This window comes from Neisseria elongata subsp. elongata (genome assembly GCF_900113545.1).
Taxonomy (GTDB): domain Bacteria; phylum Pseudomonadota; class Gammaproteobacteria; order Burkholderiales; family Neisseriaceae; genus Neisseria; species Neisseria elongata.
The window spans coordinates 1-23,835 of sequence record NZ_FOPS01000020.1; the positions used below are offsets into that span (position 1 = coordinate 1).

Genomic DNA, 23,835 nt, shown 5'->3' on the forward strand with positions numbered 1-23,835 from the left:
ATTCCAAGGAATTTACAGACCGTCAAAACTACATTAACGGCATTGAGAATTTTTGGAATCAGGCAAAACGCGTCTTGCGAAAATACAACGGAATCAATCGCAAATCTTTCCCGCTGTTCTTGAAAGAATGTGAATTTCGGTTTAACTTCGGCACACCGTCTCAACAGCTTAAAATTCTGCGGGATTGGTGTGGAATTTAGGGCTAATCTACGTCAGCCCCTTAAAGAAAGTTGCCGTGCATGAATGTTTTTGCGGAGAATGCCATATTAGAATTTTGATTGTGTTTAATACTTGATCTTTTTAATATTATTTTCTTGGATATAGTAATGTAACTTTACCACAAATCTTCTTTTCGTACCTTTGGGTAAATTTTAAAACGCAATGCATTCAAATAATCTATAATGTGACCATCTATTGTGTGACTCTTTGAGTATCAAAGAGTTCATTTTAATTCGGATGCGCTAATGAAAAATCAGCAACCATTACAACAATATTTTGATGTCTATATCTCCTATCCCCCGGGCATTAACCAAGACCAAGTAAATGAAAATATCAGACAAAATTTAGCCTCAGAAGAGGCTGAAGAAGTTATTTTGGCATTGGAGGAAAATAGACAAGCTCTGATGGTCGAGCGATGCACTAATGAAGAACGGCTGAATGCCCAACATTACTTTGGTTATTTGGGATTGGATGTCATTATCCGTGTTTCGTTGGAATTAATGCCCGATGAAGATAACAACGATCACGTTGATAATGCTTCTTCTCCTGTTCCCCAGTGTCCTGTGTGCTTTACTATTTTTGAAGATCCTGATACAACACAGTGTCCGACATGTCAATTACATTTACGGACTGCGACTGAAGCCTATATTTATCGAAAGCGTATTGAATGGCAGGAGCGAATAGCTTTCGAACATCGAAAACAGCATGAACTGGCTTATCGTATGTTACGTGAGCGTCAAGCGGAGGAAAAAAGAATACGTAAACAAATTCGCAATGAATTAGAAACCGAATTGTTGAAAGAGCTAGGCATTTTGAACAGTTGGCAGTCTGTATTTTATAATAAGAGGGTAATTATCTCTCTCGCATTGATTGTTTTATTTGTAATTATTTTTACTTCGCTGGGCTATTTTTTGGCTCAAATTATTGTTAAGTAAATAATATTTAGTTATTTCTGAAGTTAATATTTTAATTTTTAACATATTTTGTTTTTAATGATTATATAATGAAATAAGTATGTTAGATTAATTTTATAAAAAGACATATTAAGTATTATGGGCTGCGCTAGATAACTGGCACAGCCCATAATACTTTTGTGATACACTGCAAATCAGTATAGCTTAGATATATTCTTTTTCAGACGGCTTCCTTTATATAATGGGAATAGAATAATGAATTCAATGTCCACTTTAATTCGAGATGAAATACAGGAAATGTCTGCTTATGCGGTAGCAGATATACCTGATTCCTGCATTAAGTTGGATGCAATGGAATTGCCCTGCGGATTTCCGGAAGATATGCAAAAAGAGTTAGCTTGCGCGCTGGCAGTAGCGGAAATTAACCGCTATCCCAATCCGGCCACAAGCGGGTTGCAGCAATTATTAAGGGAAACATTTCAAATCCCCAAACAGGCACAAATTGTTTTGGGCAACGGTTCGGATGAACTAATCCAACTAATCACGATGTTGCTGGCAAAGCCGAATGCCAAAATATTGTCTGTAGAACCAAGCTTTGTGATGTATCGGCGCAATGCGGTATTATTTGGGTTGGAGTATATCGGAGTCCCCCTTAATGACGACTTTACCTTGAATTTACCTGCCATTTTATCTGCAATAAAAACTCATCAACCTGCGCTAATTTTTATTGCTTATCCGAATAACCCTACCGGCGTGCCTTTTAGGCACGAGGATGTGCAGGAAATAATTGATGCTGCACCTGGAGTCATTGTAATAGATGAGGCTTACGGCTCATTTAGCCTTGATAGTTTTTTGCCTTATGCGGGCAATGTGGAAAAGTTAGTTGTGATGCGTACTTTAAGTAAAATCGGTTTTGCCGGATTGAGGTTGGGCTATGCATGCAGCCATCCAATCCTGATGAATGAGTTGGAGAAAATTGTTCCTCCTTACAATATGAATCAGTTAAGTCTAACCGCAGCTAAGTTTGCCCTGCGCCATTATGGATGGGTCGAGGAGCAAATCAATATCTTGAAACGGGAAAGAAGCCGTTTATCTGAGGCTCTATCACTACTGCCTGAAGTAAAAGTGTTTGCTAGTGAGGCAAATTTCCTAACGATTCGAGTACCTGATGCGGAACTGGTTTTTAAGGCATTAAAAGACAGTAACATCCTGATCAAAAATTTACATGGTTCACATCCTTTGTTAGACCAATGCCTGCGTTTGACAGTAGGCACTTTTGAGCAGAACCAACAGGTTCTAAATGTTTTTCAACATTTATTTAACAAATGAAATATATGGACAAAAAAGCAATCCGTACTGAAAATTTCTTCCGCCTCATTAAAGAAGCGGGGAATGTATCCAAACTGTCCCGCGCCTGCGGTTATACCAATCCTGCGTCTTTACATCAGTTGCGTGCGCGGTTGGAAAAAAATGAGGAAGGCGGGCGTGGTATTTCCAGCGTTTTAGCAACCAAACTAGAGCAAGGCATGAAAAAACCAAAGGGCTGGATGGATAGACGTCATCGTGATGAAACACAACCTGCTTTTGGTAACAAACAAACGGCAGATTCTACACATAGCCTGGCAACCAATAACGGCGACCGAATAGTGAGCGTGACCCGCGACACTAAAGAAACACAAATTACCATTATTATCAACCTAGATGGTAGCGGGCAAGGACGATTTGATACGGGTGTGCCGTTTCTAGAGCATATGCTTGACCAAATCGCCCGTCATGGAATGATTGATTTGGACGTTACTTGCAAAGGCGATCTCCATATCGATGATCATCATACCGTAGAAGATATCGGCATCGTTTTCGGCCAAGCACTGAAACAGGCTTTGGGCGATAAAATGGGAGTACGCCGCTACGGTCACTCTTATGTGCCACTAGATGAGGCTTTGAGCCGCGTGGTATTGGATTTATCCGGCCGTCCCGGCTTGGTGTATAACTTAGCATTCAGCCGTGCTTGGATAGGTAAATTCGATGTTGATTTATTTGAAGAATTCTTTCATGGTGTCGTCAATCACGCGATGATAACGTTGCATATTGATAATTTAAGCGGTACCAATGCACACCATCAGGCTGAGACGGTATTCAAGGCATTTGGGCGCGCACTACGCATGGCAGTGGAATTTGATGAGCGCATGACAGGAAAAATTCCGTCAACTAAGGGTCTACTATCTGAATCTAACTAACAGTGGAATCAAAAACCGCTTATAGGTATAGCTGTATGGATAAGCGGTTTGTTTTTGGGGCTGTACTAGATTAGCAGATATGTTACCCTCGAAATATGAAGATAACACACTGCAAATTAAAGAAAAAAGTGCAGAAATAACTGATCCGTTTTTTTGTACTCCAAGTTACCGCCCGTTCTGCCGCCGATATTTTGGGTATCCATCCCAATTCGGCAGCACTGTTCTACCGTAAAATCCGTATGGTCATCAGCCATCATTTGGCCTTGGTTGCCGATGAGGTTTTTGAGGGCCCTGTCGAGCTGGACGAAAGCTATTTCGGCGGACGGCGTAAAGGCAGACGTGGTCGCGGTGCGGCAGGAAAAGTGGTTGTCTTTGACATCCTGAAATGCAACGGACGGGTCTATACCGTTGTCGTAGATAATGCTAAGTCTGAAACGTTACTCCCTGTCATCAAAAAGAAAATCATGCCGGACAGTATTGTTTATACCGATAGTCTGAGCAGCTACGACAAGTTGGACGTGAGTGGTTTTACCCATCACCGCATCAACCATTCCAAGGAATTTGCAGACCGTCAGAACCACATTAACGGCATTGAGAATTTTTGGAATCAGGCAAAACGCGTCTTGCGCAAATACAACGGAATTGATCGCAAATCTTTCCCGCTGTTCTTGAAAGAATGCGAATTTCGATTTAACTTCGGCACACCATCCCGGCAGCTAAAAATCTTGCAGGATTGGTGTGAAATTTAGGGCTAATCTAGTACAGCCCCAATAAAAATTAGCCCTTTATTTGAACATTTTTCCAAGTTTCTGTTTAACCATTTTTATATACAACTAAATGATAAAAATATATTTTCTCATTTATAAATAGGATTGCCACAAAGATTTCATCTAAAAAAGCGGACATTCCTGTCCGCTCTTGTATGTGATATCAGCTTTTCTAACGCGATTTGCTCATGCCATTTTTTGCTTTATCTTTAAACCCATCTTTTTTCTTAAATCCTTCTTTTTTGAAACCTTCGCCGCGCGATTTGCCGCCGAAGCCTTCTTTGCCAGGTTTCTTATCACCGTGCCAGCCGCCGGATTTTCTATCGCCCCAACCGCCTTTGCCTTTCGGCTTGCCGCCTGCGGATTTGCGCTTGCGGGTCGGTTCCATGCCTTCGATGGTCAGCTCAGGCAATTTACGGCCGATGTATTTTTCGATTTTGTGTACTTTGACGTATTCGTTTACTTCGGCGAAGGTAATCGCAATACCCGTGCGCCCTGCCCGTCCGGTACGGCCAATGCGGTGAACGTAGTCTTCCGCCTGTTTCGGCAGGTCGTAGTTGATAACGTGGGTAATGGTCGGCACGTCGATACCGCGTGCGGCAACGTCGGTGGCAACCAAAATTTTGCAGCGGCCTTTGCGCAAATCCATCAGCGTGCGGTTGCGCCAGCCTTGCGGCATGTCGCCGTGCAGGCAGTTGGCGGCGAAACCTTTTTCGTACAAATCATCGGCGATGACTTCGGTCATGGCTTTGGTGGACGTGAAAATCACGCATTGGTCGATGTTGGCATCGCGCAGGATGTGGTCAAGCAGGCGGTTTTTGTGGCGCATATCGTCGCAGTACAGCAACTGCTCTTCGATTTTGCCTTGGTCGTCCACGCGCTCGACTTCGATGATTTCAGGGTTTTTCGTCAGTTTGCGCGCGAGTTTGCCGACCGCGCCGTCCCAAGTGGCGGAGAACAATAAAGTCTGACGGTCGCTCGGAGTCGCTTCGACGATGGTTTCGATGTCGTCGATAAAACCCATGTCCAGCATACGGTCGGCTTCGTCCAAAATCAGCACTTCCAAGCGGGCGAAATCGACTTTGCCGCTTTGCATCAAATCCATCAGACGGCCCGGTGTAGCGACAATCAGGTCAACCGGTTTGCTCAGGGCGCGGGTTTGGTAGCCGAACGATGCGCCGCCGACGATGCTGACGGTGCGGAACCAACGCATATTTTTGGCGTACGCCAGCGCGTTTTTCTCGACTTGCGCCGCCAATTCGCGGGTCGGCGTCAACACCAACGCGCGCGGGCCTTTGCCCGGTTTTTCGCTGCGTTTGGTCAGCCGCTGCAAAGTCGGCAGCAGGAAGGCGGCGGTTTTGCCGGAGCCGGTTTGCGCCGAAGCCATGATGTCGCGGCCTTCCAAAGCAAACGGAATGGCTTGCGCCTGAATCGGCGTCGGGCTTTCGTAACCCTCGCTGCGTACGGCGGACAAAATGTTTTTATCAAGGTTCAAATCGGCAAATTTAATAGACATGGCTATCCTAAAGAGACAACAACGCGCACGCCTGAACGGTTTTCAGACGACCTGAAGCAAAGGAAAGTAACGATACGGGAAATGTGAAGTTACAGGGTTGTCGCAAGCATCTTGCTTGTGGTTAACATCGACGACAACCTGCACAGAAAGGCTTGGCAAATCAGCAAGCAATAAAAGAAACGCGCCCGAAACGGCGGTTTAGGTTGGAAGACGATGGCTTCGTATAAAAAGGCGAACGGCGGATAATATCGATTTTATAGACAACGGTCAAGCAAAAAGGCATCAAGTGCGTTAAAATCCAAACCCTTCCCAATACTTATTCAGGCCGTCTGAAACCATGACCGACATCACACCCTTCGCCAACCGCATGGGCAAAAACATCAAACACCTCATGAAATGGGCGAAACGCAACGGCATCGAAGCCTGGCGCATTTACGACCGCGACATCCCACAATTCCCCTTCGCCGTCGATGTTTACGGCGACCAAATCCACCTTCAGGAATACGATACCGGCTGGCTGATGCAGCCCGAAGAATACGAAGCGTGGCTTGCCGAAGTATTGGAAGCCGTCGCCTTCGTTACCGGTTTTGCGCCCGAACAAATCCACCTCAAACGCCGCGAACGCCAAAAAGGCCTGCAGCAATACGAGAAAACCGGCAAAACCGGCGACGATTTCGTCATTACCGAAAACGGCCGCAAGTTTTGGGTCAACCTCGACAAATACCTCGACACCGGCCTCTTCCTCGACCACCGCAACACGCGCAAAAAAGTCGGCGAAACCGCAGCGGGCAAACGCTTCCTCAACCTGTTTTCCTACACCGGCAGCTTCACCGTCTATGCCGCCACCGGCGGCGCAGCGTCCAGCGAAACCGTCGATTTGTCCAACACTTATCTCGATTGGGCGAAACGCAATTTCGAACTCAACGGCATCAGCCCCGAACAACACCAAATCGTCCGTGCCGACGTGTTCCAATACCTGCAAAACGCCGTCGCCGAAGGCAAACAATTCGACCTTATCGTCATGGATTCGCCCAGCTTCTCCAACAGCAAAAAGATGCTCGACATCCTCGACATCCAACGCGACCACAAAAAACTGATTGACGGCGCGATGAACCTGCTCGCTTCAGACGGCATTTTGTACTTCTCCAACAACTTGCGCAGCTTCATCTTGGACAATTCGGTATCGGAACAATACGCCGTCAAAGACATTTCCAAACAATCCGTTCCCGACGATTTCCGCAACAAGAAAATCCATCAATGCTGGGAAATCAGGCATCGTTCCGCCGTTTCCCAAACCGCCATGAAACAGGCATAATGCCAAGCTTCGGAAGCCGCCTGAAACCATATTTTATGAACCTCCACCGATTCTTTTTTTTGTGCCTAACCGCGTGCATCAGCATCCACGCCGCTGCGGCAGACTATCTTCAAGGCCGTCTGAACAACGGCCTGCGTTACCATATTCTGCCTACGGGGGAGCATAACGGCCGCCTGGCCGTGCAATTACAGGTAGAAGTGGGCGCGGCAGACGAAGAAAACGGAGAAGAAGGCATGGCGCACATGGTCGAGCACATGAATTTCCGCAGCAGCCCTGCCTATCCGCAGGGAATCGCCTCACAGCTGAGTGCTCGGAGCTGGCAGATGGGGCGTCATTTTAATGCCCAAACCACATACGACTATACCCGCTATCTCCTCCTCCCCCCGCGCGGCAACCGCGAACTAGAAGACAGCCTGACCATAGCCGCCGAAATCCTGCGGCCGCGCCAATTCAAGCCTTCCGACTGGCAAATCGAGCAAAAAACCGTCCTCAACGAATGGCGGAACCGCCAAAACGCTGAAAACCGCCTCACACTGAAGCGCAACGCCCCGCTGCTGCAAGGCTCGCGCCACGGCCGTTATCCGCCCATCGGCGGCGAAACCGCCATCCGTACGGCGGAAGCCGGACAACTCAGCCGATTCCACAACAAATGGTATGCCCCGAACAATGCCGTCATCCTGATTACAGGAGACATTGACCCGCAAACCGTACAGCGCGAACTGACAAAACGGCTGGGCGACCTCCAACGCATCACGCTGCCGGCCCGTTGCGGCATCGAATGCGAACCACCGCTGCAAAACGGCTGGCGCAGCGCAACGGTTCAGGATGCGGAAAACGGAGACAGCAGCCTGGACCTCGTCTTCCGCTTCCGCAACCCGTCCTCACGCCGAGCCGACGGCGAAGGCGAATACCAACGGCTACTGGACAACTTCGCCGCCTACATCATCGAAAGCCGTCTGAAAAAACAAACCCTGCCGCCAGCCATCCTTTCCCTTTCGCTGCACAGCGGCAATTTGGCGCGGCAAACCGGTTCGGTCAGCATCTCTGCCGTAACTACTCCCGACGGTCACCGCAACGCCATCCATACCTTGCTGAACCTGCGCCGCAGCATCTTGGCCGAGCCGGCAACCGAAGAAGAAATTGCCACTTACCGCCGCCGTTTTGCCCAAAACACCCCGATTTCTGCAACGTCGGTTCTACCGCAGAACCTCACTGCCGCACTGCAAGATGCCGACCGCGGCATTTTCAGACAACAAAGCTGGCAAAACCGTGCCGAATACAACAAAACCGTGCGCCAACAGCTTTACCGCATCGACAGCAAAGCAGTGAACCGGCGCATCCGCGAATGGCTGGATGCGGACGACAAACTGGCCGTCGCCCGCGCGCCCGGCAACCGGAAACCCGAACTGCCCGACAGCAGCCGCTTCGAACAATTCGCTGCTTCGGCACTGCATCCGGCACAAACCGCAACATCGCAGCCGAACCGCCGGGAAAAGAAAAACAAACTCTCCTCAGCGGCGAAAAAAACCGTTCGACCAGACGACGGCGCAATGCCGCTACTGCCGCAAAACCGCCCTTCTGCCGACGGTTCGCCGTTTTATGCCCCCATCCCCGGCCAAGTTCTCAACAGCCGCTTCGACCATCCCAATAAAGTCGCCTATTACCAACTCGGAAACGGCGACCAGGCCGTCATCCTGCAACACCCCAGCGCCGGCGACCGTGTCTATTTCCAAGCACTGTCCGAAGGCGGCTATATGCAGAGCACGCTCAATCCCCTGCAGGCCAAACTGGCCGCCGAACTGCTCTGGCAGCAAATGCCCGACAAATGGCAGCAATGGAGCAGGCTGCACGGACTGGGCTTGAATTACCGCCTCGACAGCCACAGCCAAAGCGTCAGCGGCGACGTCCCTTACGTCCGGCTGGGCGAACTGCTCCGCCTGTACCGCGCCTACTACATCCAGCCCGAATTCAACGAACGCTGGAAAGGCCATCTGCAAAATGCCGCCCAGCGCCTGTCCGTCCGCCGGCAATCGCCTACCGGCCGCAAAGATGTTGCGGCCGCACTCCTCTATTACGGCCGTGCCGAATATAGCGAACCCGATGCACAAACCGTCGCCACATTCGACCGCAACGAACTTTTGCGGCAATGGCAGCGTCTGGGGACCACCCGGACCAACTACTATCTGGTCAGCAGCCAGCAGCCCGAACGCATCAAGCCGATGCTGGAACAATACCTCGCCTCCATCCCTCGCCGTCCTGCGGCCCATACGCACCTGACACCGGCTTCCGGCAACCGTACCGTCCGCATACATGAAAACGATTCTGCACGCAGCGACGTACTCATCCGTTCGTGGCAGCCGTTTTACAACTGGACGCCCGAAACATCGGAACAAATCCCCCTGCTGGCCAACCTGGCTACCGCCCGCCTGAAAGCCGCCCTGCGCGACCGCGAGCAAGGCGTGTACAGCCTGCAATTCAGCGTCCGCCCGCTGCCGCACCTCAACCGCATCGAAAGCGAATTGAGCTTTAACACCGACCCCGCCCGTGCCAACCAACTGGTACAGGCCGCATTGCACATACTGGAGCAAATGCCGGAAAACATCAGCAAAACCGAATCCGACAATTTGCGCCGGCTGTTTGTCGAACAGGAAGCCCTGCGCAGGCGCGACCCGAAAGCCTGGCTGGAACGCCTGATGCAGAGCCACCGCAAATACGGCGACGCCCGTTACCTGAAGCAACTGCCCGACCTGCATTACAGCATCATCCAAACCCGCCTGCGCCACACGGTGAAACTCCTGTGGGCCTCGCACAACACCCGGATTTTAATCAACGCACCGAAAAAACCCTGACAAAACACCCCACCTGCAGGCCGTCTAAAAACCGCATACCGCCTCCCCGCCCTTTCAGACGGCCTCACCCATTGAGGCCGTCTGAACAACAAAGCATCCGAAGCATCAACCTTTTGCGTATAATCTGCCGCTTTCCCGCACACACCTACACATCATGCAAACCTACCTCGTCGGCGGCGCAGTCCGCGATTCACTACTGGGCCTGCCCGTCCGCGACCGCGACTGGGTCGTCGTCGGTGCCGATGCCGAAACCATGCTGGCGCAAGGTTTCCTGCCCGTCGGCAAAGACTTTCCCGTCTTCCTCCACCCCGACAGCCACGAAGAATACGCACTGGCGCGCACCGAACGGAAAACCGCCAAAGGCTACACCGGATTCGCCTTCCATGCCGACAAAGACGTTACCCTCGAACAAGACCTGATGCGGCGCGACCTGACCATCAACGCCATCGCGCAGTCTTCAGACGGCCTCATCATCGACCCCTTCGGCGGCGAGGCCGACCTGCGCCGCAAAATCCTGCGCCACGTCTCCCCCGCCTTTGCCGAAGACCCCGTCCGCATCCTGCGCACCGCCCGCTTCGCCGCCCGTTACGGCTTCGAAGTGGCGGGAGAAACCATGTGCCTGATGCGCCAAATGGTGGAAGCGGGCGAGGCCGACGCCTTGGTGGCCGAGCGCGTCTGGCAGGAGCTGGCCAAAGGGCTGATGGAGAAACAGCCGCGCCGTATGTTTGAAATCCTGCGCGAATGCGGCGCGTTGAAAGTGCTGCTGCCCGAAATCGACGCCCTGTTCGGCATCCCGCAACCCGCCGCCCACCACCCCGAAATCGACTGCGGCCTCCACACCCTGATGGTTTTACAGCGCGCCGCCGACATGAACCTCGGCCTGCCCGCCCGCTACGCCGCCCTGCTGCACGACCTGGGCAAAGCCCTGACCCCGCCCGACCTCCTGCCCAAACACCACGGCCACGACCTTGCCGGCATTGCCCCCGTGCAAACAGTAAACCGCCGCTGGCGCGTACCGAAACAATGTGCCGAACTGGCCAAACTGGTCTGCCGCTGGCACATCGTCCTGCACAACGTATTCACGCTCAAAACCTCTACCGCATTGAATGTGTTACAAAAAACAGACGCATTCCGCCGCCCCGAACGCTTTCGGACGGCCTTAGACGTCTGCCAGGCCGATATACAAGGGCGGCTGGGGCGGGAAAACGCACCCTACCCCCAACGCGCCCACTGGCTCGCCCTTTTGGAAGCCGCCGCCCAAACCGACACCGCCGCCATCGCCGCCGCCTGCAAACATCCGGCAGACATTCCGGAAGCCGTCCGCCGTGCCAGACTGGAAGCCATCCGGCCGCTGCACAAAGCCCGTACCCAAACCGATTGATTGAACGCAGCGGCACCGAACCCGAAAAGGCCGTCTGAAACACACAGCCCTCCACGCCCTGCACCGAAAGCACGCCATGAACAAAGAAACTCGCCCCAACACCTACAACCGCATCCTCGATGCCGCATTGAAACTGTTCAACGAAGAAAGCGAACGCAACACCACCACCAACCACATCGCCTCCCACCTCGGCATCAGCCCCGGCAACCTCTACTACCACTTCCGCGGCAAAGACGAAATCATCATCCAGCTCCACCGCCGTTACAGCAGCCGCATGATGGCCTGGATACGCGAAGCCGACGCGCCGCAAACCCTGTCCGACGTGGTGGACTATTTGGACGGCATTTTCGACATCATGTGGGCATACCGCTTCCTGTTCAGCGACATGAACGCCCTGCTTTCCCGCAGCTCCGAGCTTTTGGGCGAATACAACGAATTCACACGCGCCAAAGCCTCGCCCGTGGTGCTGCACTACCTCGAACACCTGGCCTCCGTCGGCCTGCTCCGCGCCGATAAGGAAGACCTGCAAAACCTCGCGCTGAACATGTGGATTGTGACCAAATACTGGTTCGACTTCCACGGCTCCGTCCGTGGCCGCCACAAACTGCCCGAAGACTCGAAACGGTTGGGCGTCATCCGCAACCTCAGCATGCTGAAGCCCTATCTCGACCCGCGCTGCCTGCCCGAATTCGAAGCCGCCGTCTCCCGCCTGAAAACGTCCGAAAACACCCTCAGGCCGTCTGAAAAACCGTCTGCCGAATAACCAAGATGGACAAAACGCAGACAGCCTGCCCTACCAAGACGCGGCACTGCAAACAACGGATTGCGCCGCCACAACGGCCCATACACGCACCAAGCATATTTTGAACGGCCGTTTTAAACGGCAACATGGCAATTTCGCCTTCAGGCCGTCTGAAAACCCAAACCAAGCGACAAAATAAGTTCCAATGTTTATCCTGCAAATCCTCTCCGTCTGCTGGACAAAACTCAGCCATGCCGCCCCGTTGGCAGGCATACGCAACCGCCTGCCGCACGCCCTGCCCCTGCCGGACACCGTTTTGGACTGCGAATACGGCTGCCACAGCCAACACCATCAGGAATCCTGTTCCGAGGACGGAACCGCCGTTTTTCTCGCCGGCCAACCCGAATGTAAAATCTGGCAGGCCCTACCGGTGAAATTGAACGGCGGTTTCGAGTTTGCCCGGCAAGCCGACCGTATCGACATTTATTTCACCGACCAACGCGGCAGACGGCAGGTACGCAGGAAACTGTTTGCCTTAGCGAAAGGGCAAACCGCACAACTCCGCATCAACGAACGCGCCTGCGGATTCGATGACACTTACTACACGCAGCATACCTACAATTTCGCCCATGCCGACAACGTACCGCGTGAAATCTTTACACAGCGCGGTTTCGACCACAGCGTGTCGCTGGAAAACCACCTGTTTTAGCTTTAGTATCTTTGCCTGTAATTTACACACAGGCCGTCTGAAACGGCGTAAACCCTGTTTTTCAGACGGCCCCAACCTTCCAACCACCGTTTTACCCGATATGAACACACCGCAACTTCCATCGCCGCGTTCGGAATTCCTCCGAGGCATACTCGACACCCTGCCGGTCATCATCGGCCTGCTGCCCTTTGCCCTGATTTTGGGCATACAGGGCGGGAACAAAGGCATGAGCGCGCTCGAAATGGCCATGATGACCGGACTGAACTTTGCCGGCGGCTCCGAATTTGCCGCCGTCGGCCTCTGGGCGCGGCCCCTGCCCATCCTGCTGATTATCGGCGTTACCTTCATGATCAACATCCGCCACATCCTGATGGGTGCGGCACTCACGCCGTATATCAGACACCTGCCGATGAAAAAAATCCTACCCGCCTTGTTTTTCATGACCGACGAAAGCTGGGCGATGTCCATGGCCGACATCCGCAAACGCAAAGAAGCCGGCCTGCCCCTGTTCAGCCTGCCCTACTACGCCGGCATCTGCGCCACCCTTTACACCATCTGGGTAGCCTCCTCCGCACTCGGCACCGTCATCGGCCCCTACTTGGGCAACATCGACAACTGGGGCTTCGGCATGGCCTTTCCCGCCGTATTCCTCGTCCTGCTGCGCGGCATGTGGAAAGGCTGGAAACCCGCCCTGCCCTGGCTCGTGAGCCTGATAACGGCAATCGCCGCCTACCTGCTGTTCAAAGGCGCGTGGTACGTCCCCGCCGGAGCCGCCGCCGGTTTATTGTGTGCCTACATAACGGGCGGGAGCGACGCATGATTTCATTCGATTCAATATTGGTCATCCTCGGCATGCTGTCCGTTACCTACGGCACCCGCCTGATCGGCTTCTTCGCCCTCCGCAACCGCACTTTGAGCAAACGGGCTGCCAAAGTCATGGATGCCGCCCCCGGCTGCGTGCTCGTTTCGGTCATCGCCCCCTACTTTGCCTCCGACAAACCGCACGAACTGATTGCCGCCGCCATCACCCTCCTTGCAGCCTGCCGCCTCCCCATGCTGCCCACAGTCATAATCGCCGTCGCCTCCTCCGGCCTGCTCGGCCTGCTGATGAACTGAAGGCCGTCTGAAAACAAAGTAAGCATATATCAGACGGCCTCCAAGCCGAAACATCAGCCGTGCAAACAAAAACGGCCTGAAACCCATCAAAGGCATCAGGCCGTTACTATTGAAATCCAAGCCAAGACATCCCACAGTTTTTCAAGCTTTTGCAGTAGGCCGCCTCTACGCAGAGATTGGGCTGTATCGATTTCAGGATAATATCTTTTATTGGGAGGGACAGATAACTTCATGGCTTGCTTTTATCTAATTGATTGTATAAGATAACCACGTCTGACAGCAGAAATTTTCGCATTAGCTGCGTAATCTCAGGCAGGCTACTGTCAAGTGATAAATGGTGGGGATTGCGGCCACCCAGACACAAACAACTCCTGATATTTCATCAAAATAAACTGATAACAGAACGGAAAAAATCAGTCCGTTACTTCACGACTACCCTTTCAGCCCGACGCACGGCAACACCGCCACAAAACAGGCCAACAGGCAGACTCACTGCCCGCCGTTTTTCTTCACATACCAAACGCCAGTCCGTCCACCACATTCGGATAATCGTCGTCCAGCGGCCTGATGCCCGCCTGACGTTTGGACAACACCGCCCCATACACCAGCGCGGTTGCAGGCCATCCGTGCACCTGCCGTCCGCCTCCATCCGCCACATCATGCAAAGGCCAGCCTGCCAGCCATTCCGTCCGTTCAAACACAAAACCCGCCGCCTCAAACGCTTCTTTCAGACGGCCGAACGGCAAACCGCCGCTTTCGCAGGGAAACGGTTTGCGTTCGATACGGTAAAGCAGCCGCCACACCGAATGCGGATTGAAACCGCTCAACACCAAACGCCCTTCCGCCGCCAATACGCGGTATGCCTCATCCGCTACCGCCCCGCAAGATTCCCCGTCATCCAAAGCATGAGGCAGCAACAGCAAATCCATACTTTCCGCCGCAAACGGCAATGCCTCCGCCGCCATCATGCAATCCCGCCCGGCACGCACAGCCGCCCCTTCCGTCAAATCCCATTGCGGCAAACCCAGCTGCAAGGCCGTCTGAAAATACACATCCCGCAACGCATCACGGAAAAACTCACGCTCGCAGGCGGCGGCGAACAAACCGACCCGGCCGCGCTCAAACCAAACATTTCCGTCCATATCGCCTCCCGCCTTTCGGTCGCTCAAACCGACAAACGGTCATTCTACTCCCAAACATTACTTGACGCACATCAAGACAACAGCATATATAGAAACTTAATATATTGAAAATTTTTACACTTCTCCATCCTTGACGTATTCAACCCCGAAGCGTTACCATCGGGGGCTGATTTGACTCTGATTTGCCGAACATCATGACCCATATAAAAACACTTGTCGCAGCCATTACGGGCTTATCTTTCTTCTCCGCTCCCGCCTTCGGACAAACCTATACCAAAAATCAAATCGGCATGGCGATGATGCGCACCAACACCATCGCCCTCGACCACGGCAAAATAAAATCCGGCCACAACAGCGTTTGGGCACATCTGCGCGGCGAGTTCCGCATGTCGGAAGTCAATCCCGATCTGGTACGCCGCCATGAAAGCAAGTTTGTTTCCTCGTCGGCATATTTCAAGCGCACCATCGAACGCAGCCGCCCCTACATGTACCACATCAGCAACGAAGTGGCCAAACGCAACATGCCGGCGGAAATCGCCCTGCTGCCCTTCATCGAAAGCGCGTACGTTACTAAAGCCAAATCGCACGTCGGCGCATCCGGCCTCTGGCAGTTCATGCCCGCTACCGGCCGCCACTACGGCTTGGAGCAAACCCCTCTGTATGACGGCCGCCACGACATTTATGCCGCCACCGATGCCGCACTGAACTACCTCCAATACCTGCACGGCCTGTTCGGCGACTGGTCGCTGGCGCTGGCCGCCTACAACTGGGGCGAAGGCAATGTCGGCCGCGCCGTAAACCGCGCCCGAGCCCAAGGCTTGGAGCCGGTCTACGAAAACCTGCGCATGCCGAACGAAACCCGCAACTACGTACCGAAACTCTTGGCGGTGCGCAACATCGTCAATAACCCCGAATACTTCGGCATGAGCTTCGCCGACCTCGACAACAAGCCTTTTTTCAAAGCCGTCGACATCGACCAACCAATCGACCTGAGCGCGGCCGTCCGTTTGGCCAACATCAGCCAGGCTGAATTCGACGCGCTCAATCCGGCATTCAAATCACCTGTCTACATTCCGAAAACCGGCCGCAAACTGCTTCTCCCCGCCACGGCAATCGCCACCTTCGAGCGCAACTACAAAAAAGCCGACCGCGCCAGCCTACTGTCATGGGATGTTTACACACCTTATGCCGACACCACGCTCTCATCCATCGCCGCCGAAACAGGCATGAGCACTGCCGAACTCAAACGCCTGAACGGCCTGAGCAAAGAAAGCGTTGCCGCCGGCCGCAGCCTCCTGATTGCGAAAAACAGATTCAGCGGCAGCCCTGCAGCCGTTCCGGCCAATTTCGCCGCCTTGGATGCCGATATCAATCCGAACGACAACAAACTCCAAACCGTTCCCAACCTGAACATTGCCGTTACGGAGACAACATTCAAACCAAGCCGTCAAACAGTCGATATTCAGACGGCCTCAGCCGCACAGCCCGCACCTGATACCTTGCGTCCGCCTGTGCAAACCGCTGCCGTTGACTTTACCAAGCAAACCGCCCAGGCCGCCGCACCGACTGTAACCAATCAGCCTGTTGCCGCCGCACCCGCAGCCCCGTCTACCGACGAAGTTGAAGACCGCATACGGCAACTGGCCTCCGCATCCGCAAGCCAAAACGCCCCGCAACCGGCTACGGCAGCCGTGGCAGACGGCGGCAATAACGAACTGCTGATGACCTTCGTTCAAGAATCAGGCCTGTCCGAAAACAGCGACACCGTTACCGTTGCCGACAGCGGCGCGATCCAGCTTAAAAACGAACAGGCGGCACAAGAAGCCGCCGAGCGCAGCCGCCAAGCCAAATTGGCCGCCGAACGGGCCAAACAGCAAAAACAGGCAGCCGAAGCACGCGCTTTGGCCGCAGCGAAAAACAGCGGTACTCCGACCACCCACAAAGTCGGCAGCGGCGACACCCTGTTCAATATCGCCAAACGCTATGACATGAATGTGGCCGACCTGATTGCAAGCAACAACATCAAAGGCAACACCATCCACACCGGCCAAATTCTGAAAGTCGCGGCAGCCAAAGGCAAACAAACCGCCAAAGCCTCCGTGCAACCGGTTTCCTACACCGTACGGCAAGGCGACACTTTGACCGACATCGCCCGCCGTTTCAACGTAAACGTCAACGATGTCCGCCGCTGGAACAACAACAGCAGCAACATCAAACCGGGACAAAACATCAAACTGCAAGGCAGCTAACCGCTCCTTCCCATTTTCAGACGGCCTCTGTCACACCACAGGCCGTCTGAAAACATTTACAACCCGTCAAAACAGGAAAGACCCATGGCACAAATCGCCCCCGAAATCTTCAAAGCCTACGACATCCGAGGCATCGTCGGCAAAACGCTTACCGAAGAAGCCGCCTACCTGATAGGCCGCGCCTTTGCCGCCCGTGCCGCCGCGCAAAACATCCGCGCCGTCGCCGTCGGCCGCGACGGACGCTTGAGCGGCCCCACCCTATCGGAAAGCCTGATTCGCGGATTGACCGACAGCGGCATGGACGTAACCGACATCGGCATGGTAGCCACCCCCATGCTGTATTTTGCCGCCGTGAAAGAATGCGGCGGCAGCGGCATGATGATTACCGGCAGCCACAACCCGCCCGACTACAACGGCTTCAAAATGATGCTGGGCGGCGAAACACTGGCCGGAGAAGCGATACAGGAACTGCTAGCATCCATCCGTCAGGAACAATTCATCGACGGCAAAGGCAGCGTGGCCGTACAAGACATCTATCCTGCCTATGAAGCCGCCATCACCGCCCACATACAACCGGCACGTCCGATGAAAATCGTCATCGACGCGGGCAACGGCGTCGCAGGTGCATATGCGGGCCGCCTCTACCGCGCCCTGGGCTTCGAAGTGGAAGAACTGTTTTGCAATGTGGACGGCCACTTCCCCAACCATCATCCCGACCCTGCCAAACCGGAAAACCTGCAAGACTTAATCCGCGCCCTGCAAAACGGCGATGCCGAAATCGGCCTGGCCTTCGACGGCGACGGCGACCGTTTGGGCGTGGTCACCAAAGACGGCAACATCATCTATCCCGACCGCCAACTGATGCTGTTCGCCCAAGACGTGCTCAGCCGCAACCCGAACGGCAAAGTGATTTTCGATGTCAAATCCACCCGCTTGCTCGCCCCATGGATACGACAGCACGGCGGACAGCCGCTGATGGGTAAAACCGGCCACAGCTTCATCAAAGCCGCCATGAAACGCGAAGGCGCACTTTTGGCCGGGGAAATGAGCGGGCACACCTTCTTCAAAGAACGCTGGTTCGGCTTCGACGACGGCATGTATGCGGGTTGCCGGATGCTGGAAATCCTCTCGCGCAGCAGCAATCCTTCGGCCATCCTCAACAGCCTGCCGCAAAGCATTTCCACGCCCGAACTGAACATCGACCTGCCGGAAGGCGAAAACGGCCACGAGCTTATCGCCAAACTGGCCGCCACCGCCCGATTCGACGGTGCGGAAGAAGTCATCACCATAGACGGCCTGCGCGTGGAATTTTCAGACGGCTTCGGCCTGATGCGTGCATCCAATACCACGCCGGTTCTGGTGCTGCGTTTTGAAGCCGACAACGAAAACGCCATCCTCCGCATCCAGCAGCAATTCAAAACCATCTTGGAAAGCCATCCGTCGCTGCACTGGCCGCTGTAAACATCCGAGGCGGGGCAGGCAAACGCCATCCCGCCGCATACGGTAAAAGGCCGTCTGAAAACACCTTTCCCGAATCCGGTATTTTCAGACGGCCTTTATTGATTTATCCGGTAATCAATAACCCAAACGCTGGCAGATGGTTGACACCAAACCGGCCTGATTGAGCGTATAGAAATGCAGGCTTGGCGCACCTTCGCGCAACAGGCGTTCGCACATTTCAGTTACCACGTCCAAAGCCAAAGCCTTGATGGCGGCACTGTCGTCGGCATAAGACTGCAACTTCAGGCGCAGCCAGCGCGGGATTTCCGCACCGCAGGTATCAGAAAAGCGAACCAGTTTGGAAAAACTGGCAATCGGCATGATGCCGGGGATAATCGGAATATCCACCCCGCGCCCGCGCACATCGTCGAGGAAGCGGAAATAAGCATCCGCGTTGTAAAAATATTGGGTAATTGCCGAATCCGCGCCCGCTTTGGCTTTACGGACGAAATGGTTGAGGTCGTCCTCCGCACTACGCGCCTGAGGATGATATTCGGGATAGGCGGCGATTTCGATATGGAAATGGCTGCCGTATTCGTTTTTAATCAGTTCCACCAATTCGTTGGCATAACGCAGCCCGCTGGTGCCCGCGCCCATGCCGGACGGAATATCGCCGCGCAGGGCGACAATGTGGCGCACGCCCATTTCTTTATAGGTATCCAAAAGTTCGCGGATTTCCGCCGCCGTCATACCGATACAGGGCAGGTGCGGCGCGGCGGCCGTGCCTTCGGCCAAAATATCGCCAATGGTCTGCATCGTGCCGTCCCTAGTCGAACCGCCCGCGCCGGACGTGCAGGAAAAGAATTCCGGGGAAAACTGGCGCAACTGTTTGCGCGTAATCACCTGCTTGGCGCGGCCTTCGGGCGTGCGAGTGGGGAAAAATTCAAAGCTGAGTTTTTTGCTTGGGGAAGTCATGGCCTGTTTTGTTTTTTGTTTGCGAATGCCCGCAGTGTATGTGTTTAACTGTTTGATAACAAGATAAAAAACCGGAATCATGGTGAAAAATATTGTCCCTGCCCATGAACTGTTTTTTTGTTGTTTGATTTATTTGGTGATTTTCGATTAACAGGCCGTCTGAAAAACCATGCTTTTCAGACGGCCTCTAAAGTATTAAGATTCGCTAAATACGATTACAGACCCTTAACATTCCACAAAAAGGACACTTCCATGAAAGTATTATTGTTAGGCGCGCCGGGCGCGGGCAAAGGCACTCAGGCACAATTCATCACCGCTGCGTTCGGCATCCCGCAAATTTCTACCGGCGACATGCTCCGCGCTGCGATTAAAGCAGGTACGCCGCTGGGTTTGGAAGCGAAAAAAATCATTGACGAAGGCGGCTTGGTGCGCGACGACATCATCATCGGCATGGTGAAAGAACGCATCGCGCAAGACGACTGCAAAAACGGTTTCCTGTTCGACGGTTTCCCGCGCACGCTGGCACAAGCCGAAGCGATGGTTGAAGCGGGTGTGGATTTGGACGCGGTGGTTGAAATCGACGTACCCGACAGCGTGATTGTCGACCGCATGAGCGGCCGCCGCGTGCACTTGGCTTCGGGCCGCACCTACCACGTTACCTACAATCCGCCCAAAGTCGAAGGCAAAGACGACGTAACCGGCGAAGATTTGATTCAGCGCGACGACGACAAAGAAGAAACCGTCAAAAAACGCCTTGCCGTGTACCACGAGCAAACCGAAGTGCTGGTCGATTTTTACAGCAAGCTGGAAGGCGAACACGCGCCGAAATACATCAAAGTTGACGGCACTCAGCCGGTAGAAGCCGTGAAAGCCGAAGTATTGGGCGCATTGGGCAAATAAATGCCACAGTAATTTGACGATAAAAGGCCGTCTGAAAAGTATTTGCCACGTGAGGGCGGATACTTTTCAGACGGCCTTTCGCCATAGAAAATTCAATTTGAACCGGAATCGCGACAAAGCCGGACGAAACCGCAATGCTTTCGGTTTGATGGCACGATAACGGCGACGCAAACACATCTGCCGGCCGCATCCGGCCTCTTTTACCGCTTCATTACCCGTTCCGACTCATGCCACATTCCGTCCGGCCGGCGTTGCAGCACAGCAACCAATCCGCCGCCTAAAGTACAGATTTCTTCCCACGGCAAGATTTTCTCTTCCGCCACCCGTGCCGGTGCCAGATAAGCGGTACGCGGCAGCGGATAATAGCGGCACTCATCCCCCCAAGGGCTTTCAGACGGCCATTCGTGCAGAAAAACACCGTGCCAGCCATAGGGATTCAAAGGTTCGAGCAACCGTGCTTCTGAAGGTGCGAACAGCATCCCGCGCACAATACTCGCGCTGTGCAAAGCTGCCGTATGGCCTATGCCTGCCGCCGCCAATGCCCGCACGCCTGCCTCACTGTGCGCCAAAGCGAGTTGGCGCGTCAATTTGTCCGCCTTGTCCGGCCAACGGTCGTGAGGATTGAGTCCGCACAAGCCATCCATTGCGGCTTTATCCGTGCCGTAATATTTGCAACACAGCTCAATGTGGTAAAGGCGGCTGCCGATTTCGGCAACGAAATCCAGCGCACCCAAAGTGTTGGGGCCGTCTGAAACCGTCAGGTTGCGGGCTAAAAGACGGCAGTGCGGCGCGTGTTGCAACCAAAAAGCCAGCAGGCTTTCGGCATAAAGGCCCAGTCTGCCGCCGAACGGCGTTTCCTGCGCCAAATGGCTGTGCAGGGGTTTGGGACTGCCGTCCAATTCCAGCAGAAAACGGAAACCGCGTTCCCCGAGCAATGCGGCCACGGGCAGTTCGCTGCCGCTGTGCCACAACGCGGGAGCGGTCAGCACGGCGGCCAGCGCGCGGACATCGGAATCGGTCAAACGCCACCAAAGCGCATCCAAGGCATAATTCATTTTTCAGACGGCCTCAAAACGGAACAGGGGTTAAGCGCGAAAATCACGAAATTCGCGCAGGAAATTATCCAGCATTTCGTGCCCGTGTTCGGTCAGCAGGGCTTCCGGATGGAACTGAACGCCTTCGATAGCATATTCTTTGTGCCGCACGCCCATGATTTCCTGATCTTCCGTCCATGCGGTTACTTCCAGACAATCGGGCAGCGTATCGCGGGCAATGACGAGGCTGTGATAACGCGTACAGGTAACGGGATTGGGCAAATCTTTAAACATGCCCTTGTTTAAATGGAACACGGGCGATACTTTGCCGTGCATCAGCGTTTTTGCCCGCACCACATCCCCGCCGAACGCTTCGCCTATCGTCTGATGGCCGAGGCACACGCCCATAATCGGCAGCCTGCCGGCAAAATGGCGCATGGCGGCAACGGAAATGCCTGCTTCCTTGGGCGAACAAGGACCCGGCCCGATAACGAGATACTGCGGTTTCAGGGCTTCGATTTCTTCAAGCGTGATATCGTCGTTGCGCCGGACGACGACTTCCTGACCGAGTTCGGCAAAATATTGGACGATGTTGTAGGTAAAACTGTCGTAATTATCGATAAACAAAATCATAATTTAGATATATTGTTGATTTATAATATTATATTTTTTAATTATTACTCTTAATGCCCGCTTTTATACCCGCTTTAATTTTTGCTGGCGGCTTCTGCGGTTTCAAGAATCCAACGCTGGATTTCGCTCTCCAGCCAATATGTAATTCTGCCATCTTTCCGCCCCTTTGGAAAAGTGCCGTTTTCATGCCCTCATAAATTTTGGTTGTACCGTAGCCAACCATGTGGCAGACATCATACCCAGTACGCCGATGCCGGCACCATTAGACGTTATCTGTAGCTGATCCATTGGCTACCAACGAAATCAAATCGGCACATTAGACCTCTTGCGAAAGTATCCTGAAGATTTACAATTTCCAAATGAAATACGAAAACCTAATCCAAAGAAGCAATAGGGAATTCAAACGGCTCACAGGTGTAACGCCCGTCCTTTTTCATGAAATGCTGCAAGTCACCACAGAAGCAGAAAGCCGGAAGGTCAAGTCGGGCAGGCCGCATACGCTCGGTTTGGCAGACCAACTGCTGCTTACCCTAAGTTATCTGCGCCATTACCATACCCAACTCGAATTGGCCGCTATCTACGGCCTTTCCGAAAGTAATGTCTGCCGCACCATCCGTAAAACCGAGAACGCCCTCATCCGTTGCAAACGCTTTTCCCTGCCAAACCACAAGAATCCGGGCGATCAAACGGTCATCATTGACGTTACCGAAAGCCCGATGGAACGTCCCAAAAAAACAGCGGCAGTATTACAGCGGCAAGAAAAAGCGACACACGGTTAAAATCCAGGTCATATACTGCAGAGAAACTGAAAAAATCATCAGTATCCGGACGGGGATGGATGCTCAGTATGACATGCGTTTAGCCAAGAGGCACCTTGCAGAGCTTTATCCCTACAAAATAGTCATTGCGGATAAGGGTTATCAAGGATTGGCTAAAACCGGATTACAGACCCCGAAAAAGAAATCCAAACATCATCCGCTGAACAAACAGGATAAAGAGGCGAACAGGAGGTTAGGCAAACTCAGAACCGTCATCGAGCACATCAACAGGAAGCTGAAGATATTCAAAATCTTGTCGCTGCCTTACCGCAACAGGCGGAAACGGTTCGGGTTAAGGGTAAATCTGATTGCAGGACTGGTTAATGCGATGGGATGAATATTTTCGCAAGAGGTCTATTGGTGCAAACGGTATCTGTGCCACAATCACCGCCGGCAACGGCTGTGATGTATGCCGGAGCTATGCTCCAGGTTCATCAACAGCATATCCGCACCGGTGCAGAAAGCCATATCGAACAACCCCGCATTCCGCCCGACCAGCAAACAAGAAGGGGCTGACGTAGATTAGCAGTTATGCTGGGCTACGAAAATGCAGATAACCAGTTGTAAATTAAGCAAGAGAGTTCAAAAGAAACTACTTGAATTTTTTGTACTCCAAGTCACCGCCCGTTCCGCTGCCGATATTTTGGGTATCCATCCCAATTCGGCAGCACTGTTCTACCGTAAAATCCGTATGGTCATCAGCCATCATTTGGCCTTGGCTGCCGATGAGGTTTTTGAGGGCCCTGTCGAGTTGGACGAAAGCTATTTTGGCGGACGGCGTAAAGGCAGACGTGGTCACGGCGCGGCAGGAAAAGTGGTTGTCTTTGGCATTCTGAAACGCAACGGACGGGTCTATACCGTTGTCGTAGATAATGCTAA

The 23,835-nt window shown here is 53.2% G+C and carries 21 protein-coding genes and 1 pseudogene; 17 read left to right on the forward strand and 5 right to left on the reverse strand.

Annotated elements, in window-relative coordinates:
• The 5 genes and pseudogenes from BM261_RS12580 to BM261_RS11860 all read left to right on the forward strand — a co-directional run.
• A pseudogene (locus BM261_RS12580) lies at positions 1–200 on the forward strand (IS1595 family transposase); the annotation flags it as partial.
• Positions 201–464: 264 nt separating this feature from the next.
• Positions 465–1,154 carry a hypothetical protein gene (locus tag BM261_RS11845; protein ID WP_074898533.1) on the forward strand — a complete coding sequence of 230 codons (690 nt, stop codon included), beginning with the start codon at positions 465–467 and terminating at the stop codon, positions 1,152–1,154.
• Positions 1,155–1,388: 234 nt separating this feature from the next.
• The gene (hisC, locus tag BM261_RS11850) at positions 1,389–2,462 is read left to right on the forward strand and encodes a histidinol-phosphate transaminase (RefSeq protein WP_074898536.1); all 1,074 of its coding nucleotides are present in this window, start codon (positions 1,389–1,391) and stop codon (positions 2,460–2,462) included.
• A gap of 5 nt (positions 2,463–2,467) precedes the next feature.
• A complete protein-coding gene (gene hisB, locus BM261_RS11855; RefSeq protein WP_074898538.1) occupies positions 2,468–3,370 on the forward strand; it encodes an imidazoleglycerol-phosphate dehydratase HisB in 903 nt (300 codons plus the stop codon).
• A 140-nt stretch (positions 3,371–3,510) separates the two neighbouring features.
• Positions 3,511–4,119, forward strand: coding sequence for an IS1595 family transposase (locus BM261_RS11860; protein WP_114910499.1), 609 nt, complete (start codon positions 3,511–3,513; stop codon positions 4,117–4,119).
• Between the two features lie 190 nt (positions 4,120–4,309).
• Here the strand turns inward: BM261_RS11860 and BM261_RS11865 are convergent, their stop codons facing one another.
• Complete coding sequence (locus tag BM261_RS11865) at positions 4,310–5,653, reverse strand: DEAD/DEAH box helicase (protein WP_074898540.1); 1,344 nt, start codon at positions 5,651–5,653, stop codon at positions 4,310–4,312.
• A 337-nt stretch (positions 5,654–5,990) separates the two neighbouring features.
• On the opposite strand from BM261_RS11865, the gene BM261_RS11870 reads away from it, so the two are divergent.
• From BM261_RS11870 to BM261_RS11900, 7 genes are all read left to right on the forward strand, one after another.
• Positions 5,991–6,968 carry a class I SAM-dependent methyltransferase gene (locus tag BM261_RS11870; protein WP_074898543.1) on the forward strand — a complete coding sequence of 326 codons (978 nt, stop codon included), beginning with the start codon at positions 5,991–5,993 and terminating at the stop codon, positions 6,966–6,968.
• Between the two features lie 35 nt (positions 6,969–7,003).
• A complete protein-coding gene (locus BM261_RS11875; protein ID WP_162817026.1) occupies positions 7,004–9,817 on the forward strand; it encodes a M16 family metallopeptidase in 2,814 nt (937 codons plus the stop codon).
• 154 nt (positions 9,818–9,971) lie between these two features.
• A complete protein-coding gene (locus BM261_RS11880; protein ID WP_074898548.1) occupies positions 9,972–11,198 on the forward strand; it encodes a multifunctional CCA addition/repair protein in 1,227 nt (408 codons plus the stop codon).
• Between the two features lie 76 nt (positions 11,199–11,274).
• Positions 11,275–11,961 (forward strand): TetR/AcrR family transcriptional regulator, encoded by a 687-nt coding sequence (locus tag BM261_RS11885; RefSeq protein WP_074898550.1) that lies wholly within the window; start codon positions 11,275–11,277, stop codon positions 11,959–11,961.
• 184 nt (positions 11,962–12,145) lie between these two features.
• Positions 12,146–12,649: a hypothetical protein gene (locus BM261_RS11890; protein ID WP_074898552.1), complete on the forward strand. Its 504-nt coding sequence runs from the start codon at positions 12,146–12,148 to the stop codon at positions 12,647–12,649.
• A 100-nt stretch (positions 12,650–12,749) separates the two neighbouring features.
• On the forward strand, positions 12,750–13,469 hold the full coding sequence (locus BM261_RS11895; RefSeq protein ID WP_074898555.1) for an AzlC family ABC transporter permease: 720 nt from the start codon (positions 12,750–12,752) through the stop codon (positions 13,467–13,469).
• Positions 13,466–13,765 (forward strand): AzlD family protein, encoded by a 300-nt coding sequence (locus BM261_RS11900; protein WP_074898558.1) that lies wholly within the window; start codon positions 13,466–13,468, stop codon positions 13,763–13,765. Before BM261_RS11895 ends, BM261_RS11900 begins: the two co-directional genes overlap by 4 nt.
• Before the next feature lie 509 nt (positions 13,766–14,274).
• Here BM261_RS11900 and BM261_RS11905 read toward each other — a convergent pair.
• Positions 14,275–14,907: a class I SAM-dependent methyltransferase gene (locus BM261_RS11905; RefSeq protein WP_074898561.1), complete on the reverse strand. Its 633-nt coding sequence runs from the start codon at positions 14,905–14,907 to the stop codon at positions 14,275–14,277.
• Between the two features lie 194 nt (positions 14,908–15,101).
• Here BM261_RS11905 and BM261_RS11910 point away from each other — a divergent pair, with 194 nt between their 5' ends.
• Together BM261_RS11910 and BM261_RS11915 are read left to right on the forward strand one after the other, a co-directional pair.
• Positions 15,102–17,156, forward strand: coding sequence for a LysM peptidoglycan-binding domain-containing protein (locus tag BM261_RS11910; RefSeq protein WP_074898565.1), 2,055 nt, complete (start codon positions 15,102–15,104; stop codon positions 17,154–17,156).
• An 84-nt stretch (positions 17,157–17,240) separates the two neighbouring features.
• Entirely contained in the window at positions 17,241–18,617 is a 1,377-nt protein-coding gene (locus BM261_RS11915) for a phosphomannomutase/phosphoglucomutase (RefSeq protein ID WP_074898568.1), read from the forward strand.
• Positions 18,618–18,731: 114 nt separating this feature from the next.
• Here BM261_RS11915 and metF read toward each other — a convergent pair whose 3' ends face one another.
• Positions 18,732–19,571, reverse strand: coding sequence for a methylenetetrahydrofolate reductase [NAD(P)H] (gene metF, locus BM261_RS11920; protein WP_041961352.1), 840 nt, complete (start codon positions 19,569–19,571; stop codon positions 18,732–18,734).
• Positions 19,572–19,823: 252 nt separating this feature from the next.
• Here metF and adk point away from each other — a divergent pair, with 252 nt between their 5' ends.
• Positions 19,824–20,471: an adenylate kinase gene (gene adk, locus BM261_RS11925; protein WP_002232195.1), complete on the forward strand. Its 648-nt coding sequence runs from the start codon at positions 19,824–19,826 to the stop codon at positions 20,469–20,471.
• A gap of 200 nt (positions 20,472–20,671) precedes the next feature.
• On the opposite strand, the gene BM261_RS11930 is transcribed toward adk, so the two are convergent.
• Positions 20,672–21,526 carry a DUF1853 family protein gene (locus BM261_RS11930; protein ID WP_074898570.1) on the reverse strand — a complete coding sequence of 285 codons (855 nt, stop codon included), beginning with the start codon at positions 21,524–21,526 and terminating at the stop codon, positions 20,672–20,674.
• Positions 21,527–21,556: 30 nt separating this feature from the next.
• Positions 21,557–22,138 (reverse strand): aminodeoxychorismate/anthranilate synthase component II, encoded by a 582-nt coding sequence (locus BM261_RS11935; protein WP_074898572.1) that lies wholly within the window; start codon positions 22,136–22,138, stop codon positions 21,557–21,559.
• Between the two features lie 359 nt (positions 22,139–22,497).
• On the opposite strand from BM261_RS11935, the gene BM261_RS12175 reads away from it, so the two are divergent.
• Together BM261_RS12175 and BM261_RS11955 are read left to right on the forward strand one after the other, a co-directional pair.
• A protein-coding gene (locus BM261_RS12175; RefSeq protein WP_114910498.1) for an IS5 family transposase occupies positions 22,498–23,293 on the forward strand; the annotation gives its coding sequence in 2 pieces (ribosomal slippage) (positions 22,498–22,863 and positions 22,865–23,293; 795 coding nt in all).
• 210 nt (positions 23,294–23,503) lie between these two features.
• Positions 23,504–23,835: transposase (locus BM261_RS11955; protein ID WP_177207350.1), on the forward strand; the 332-nt coding region annotated here is incomplete at its 3' end.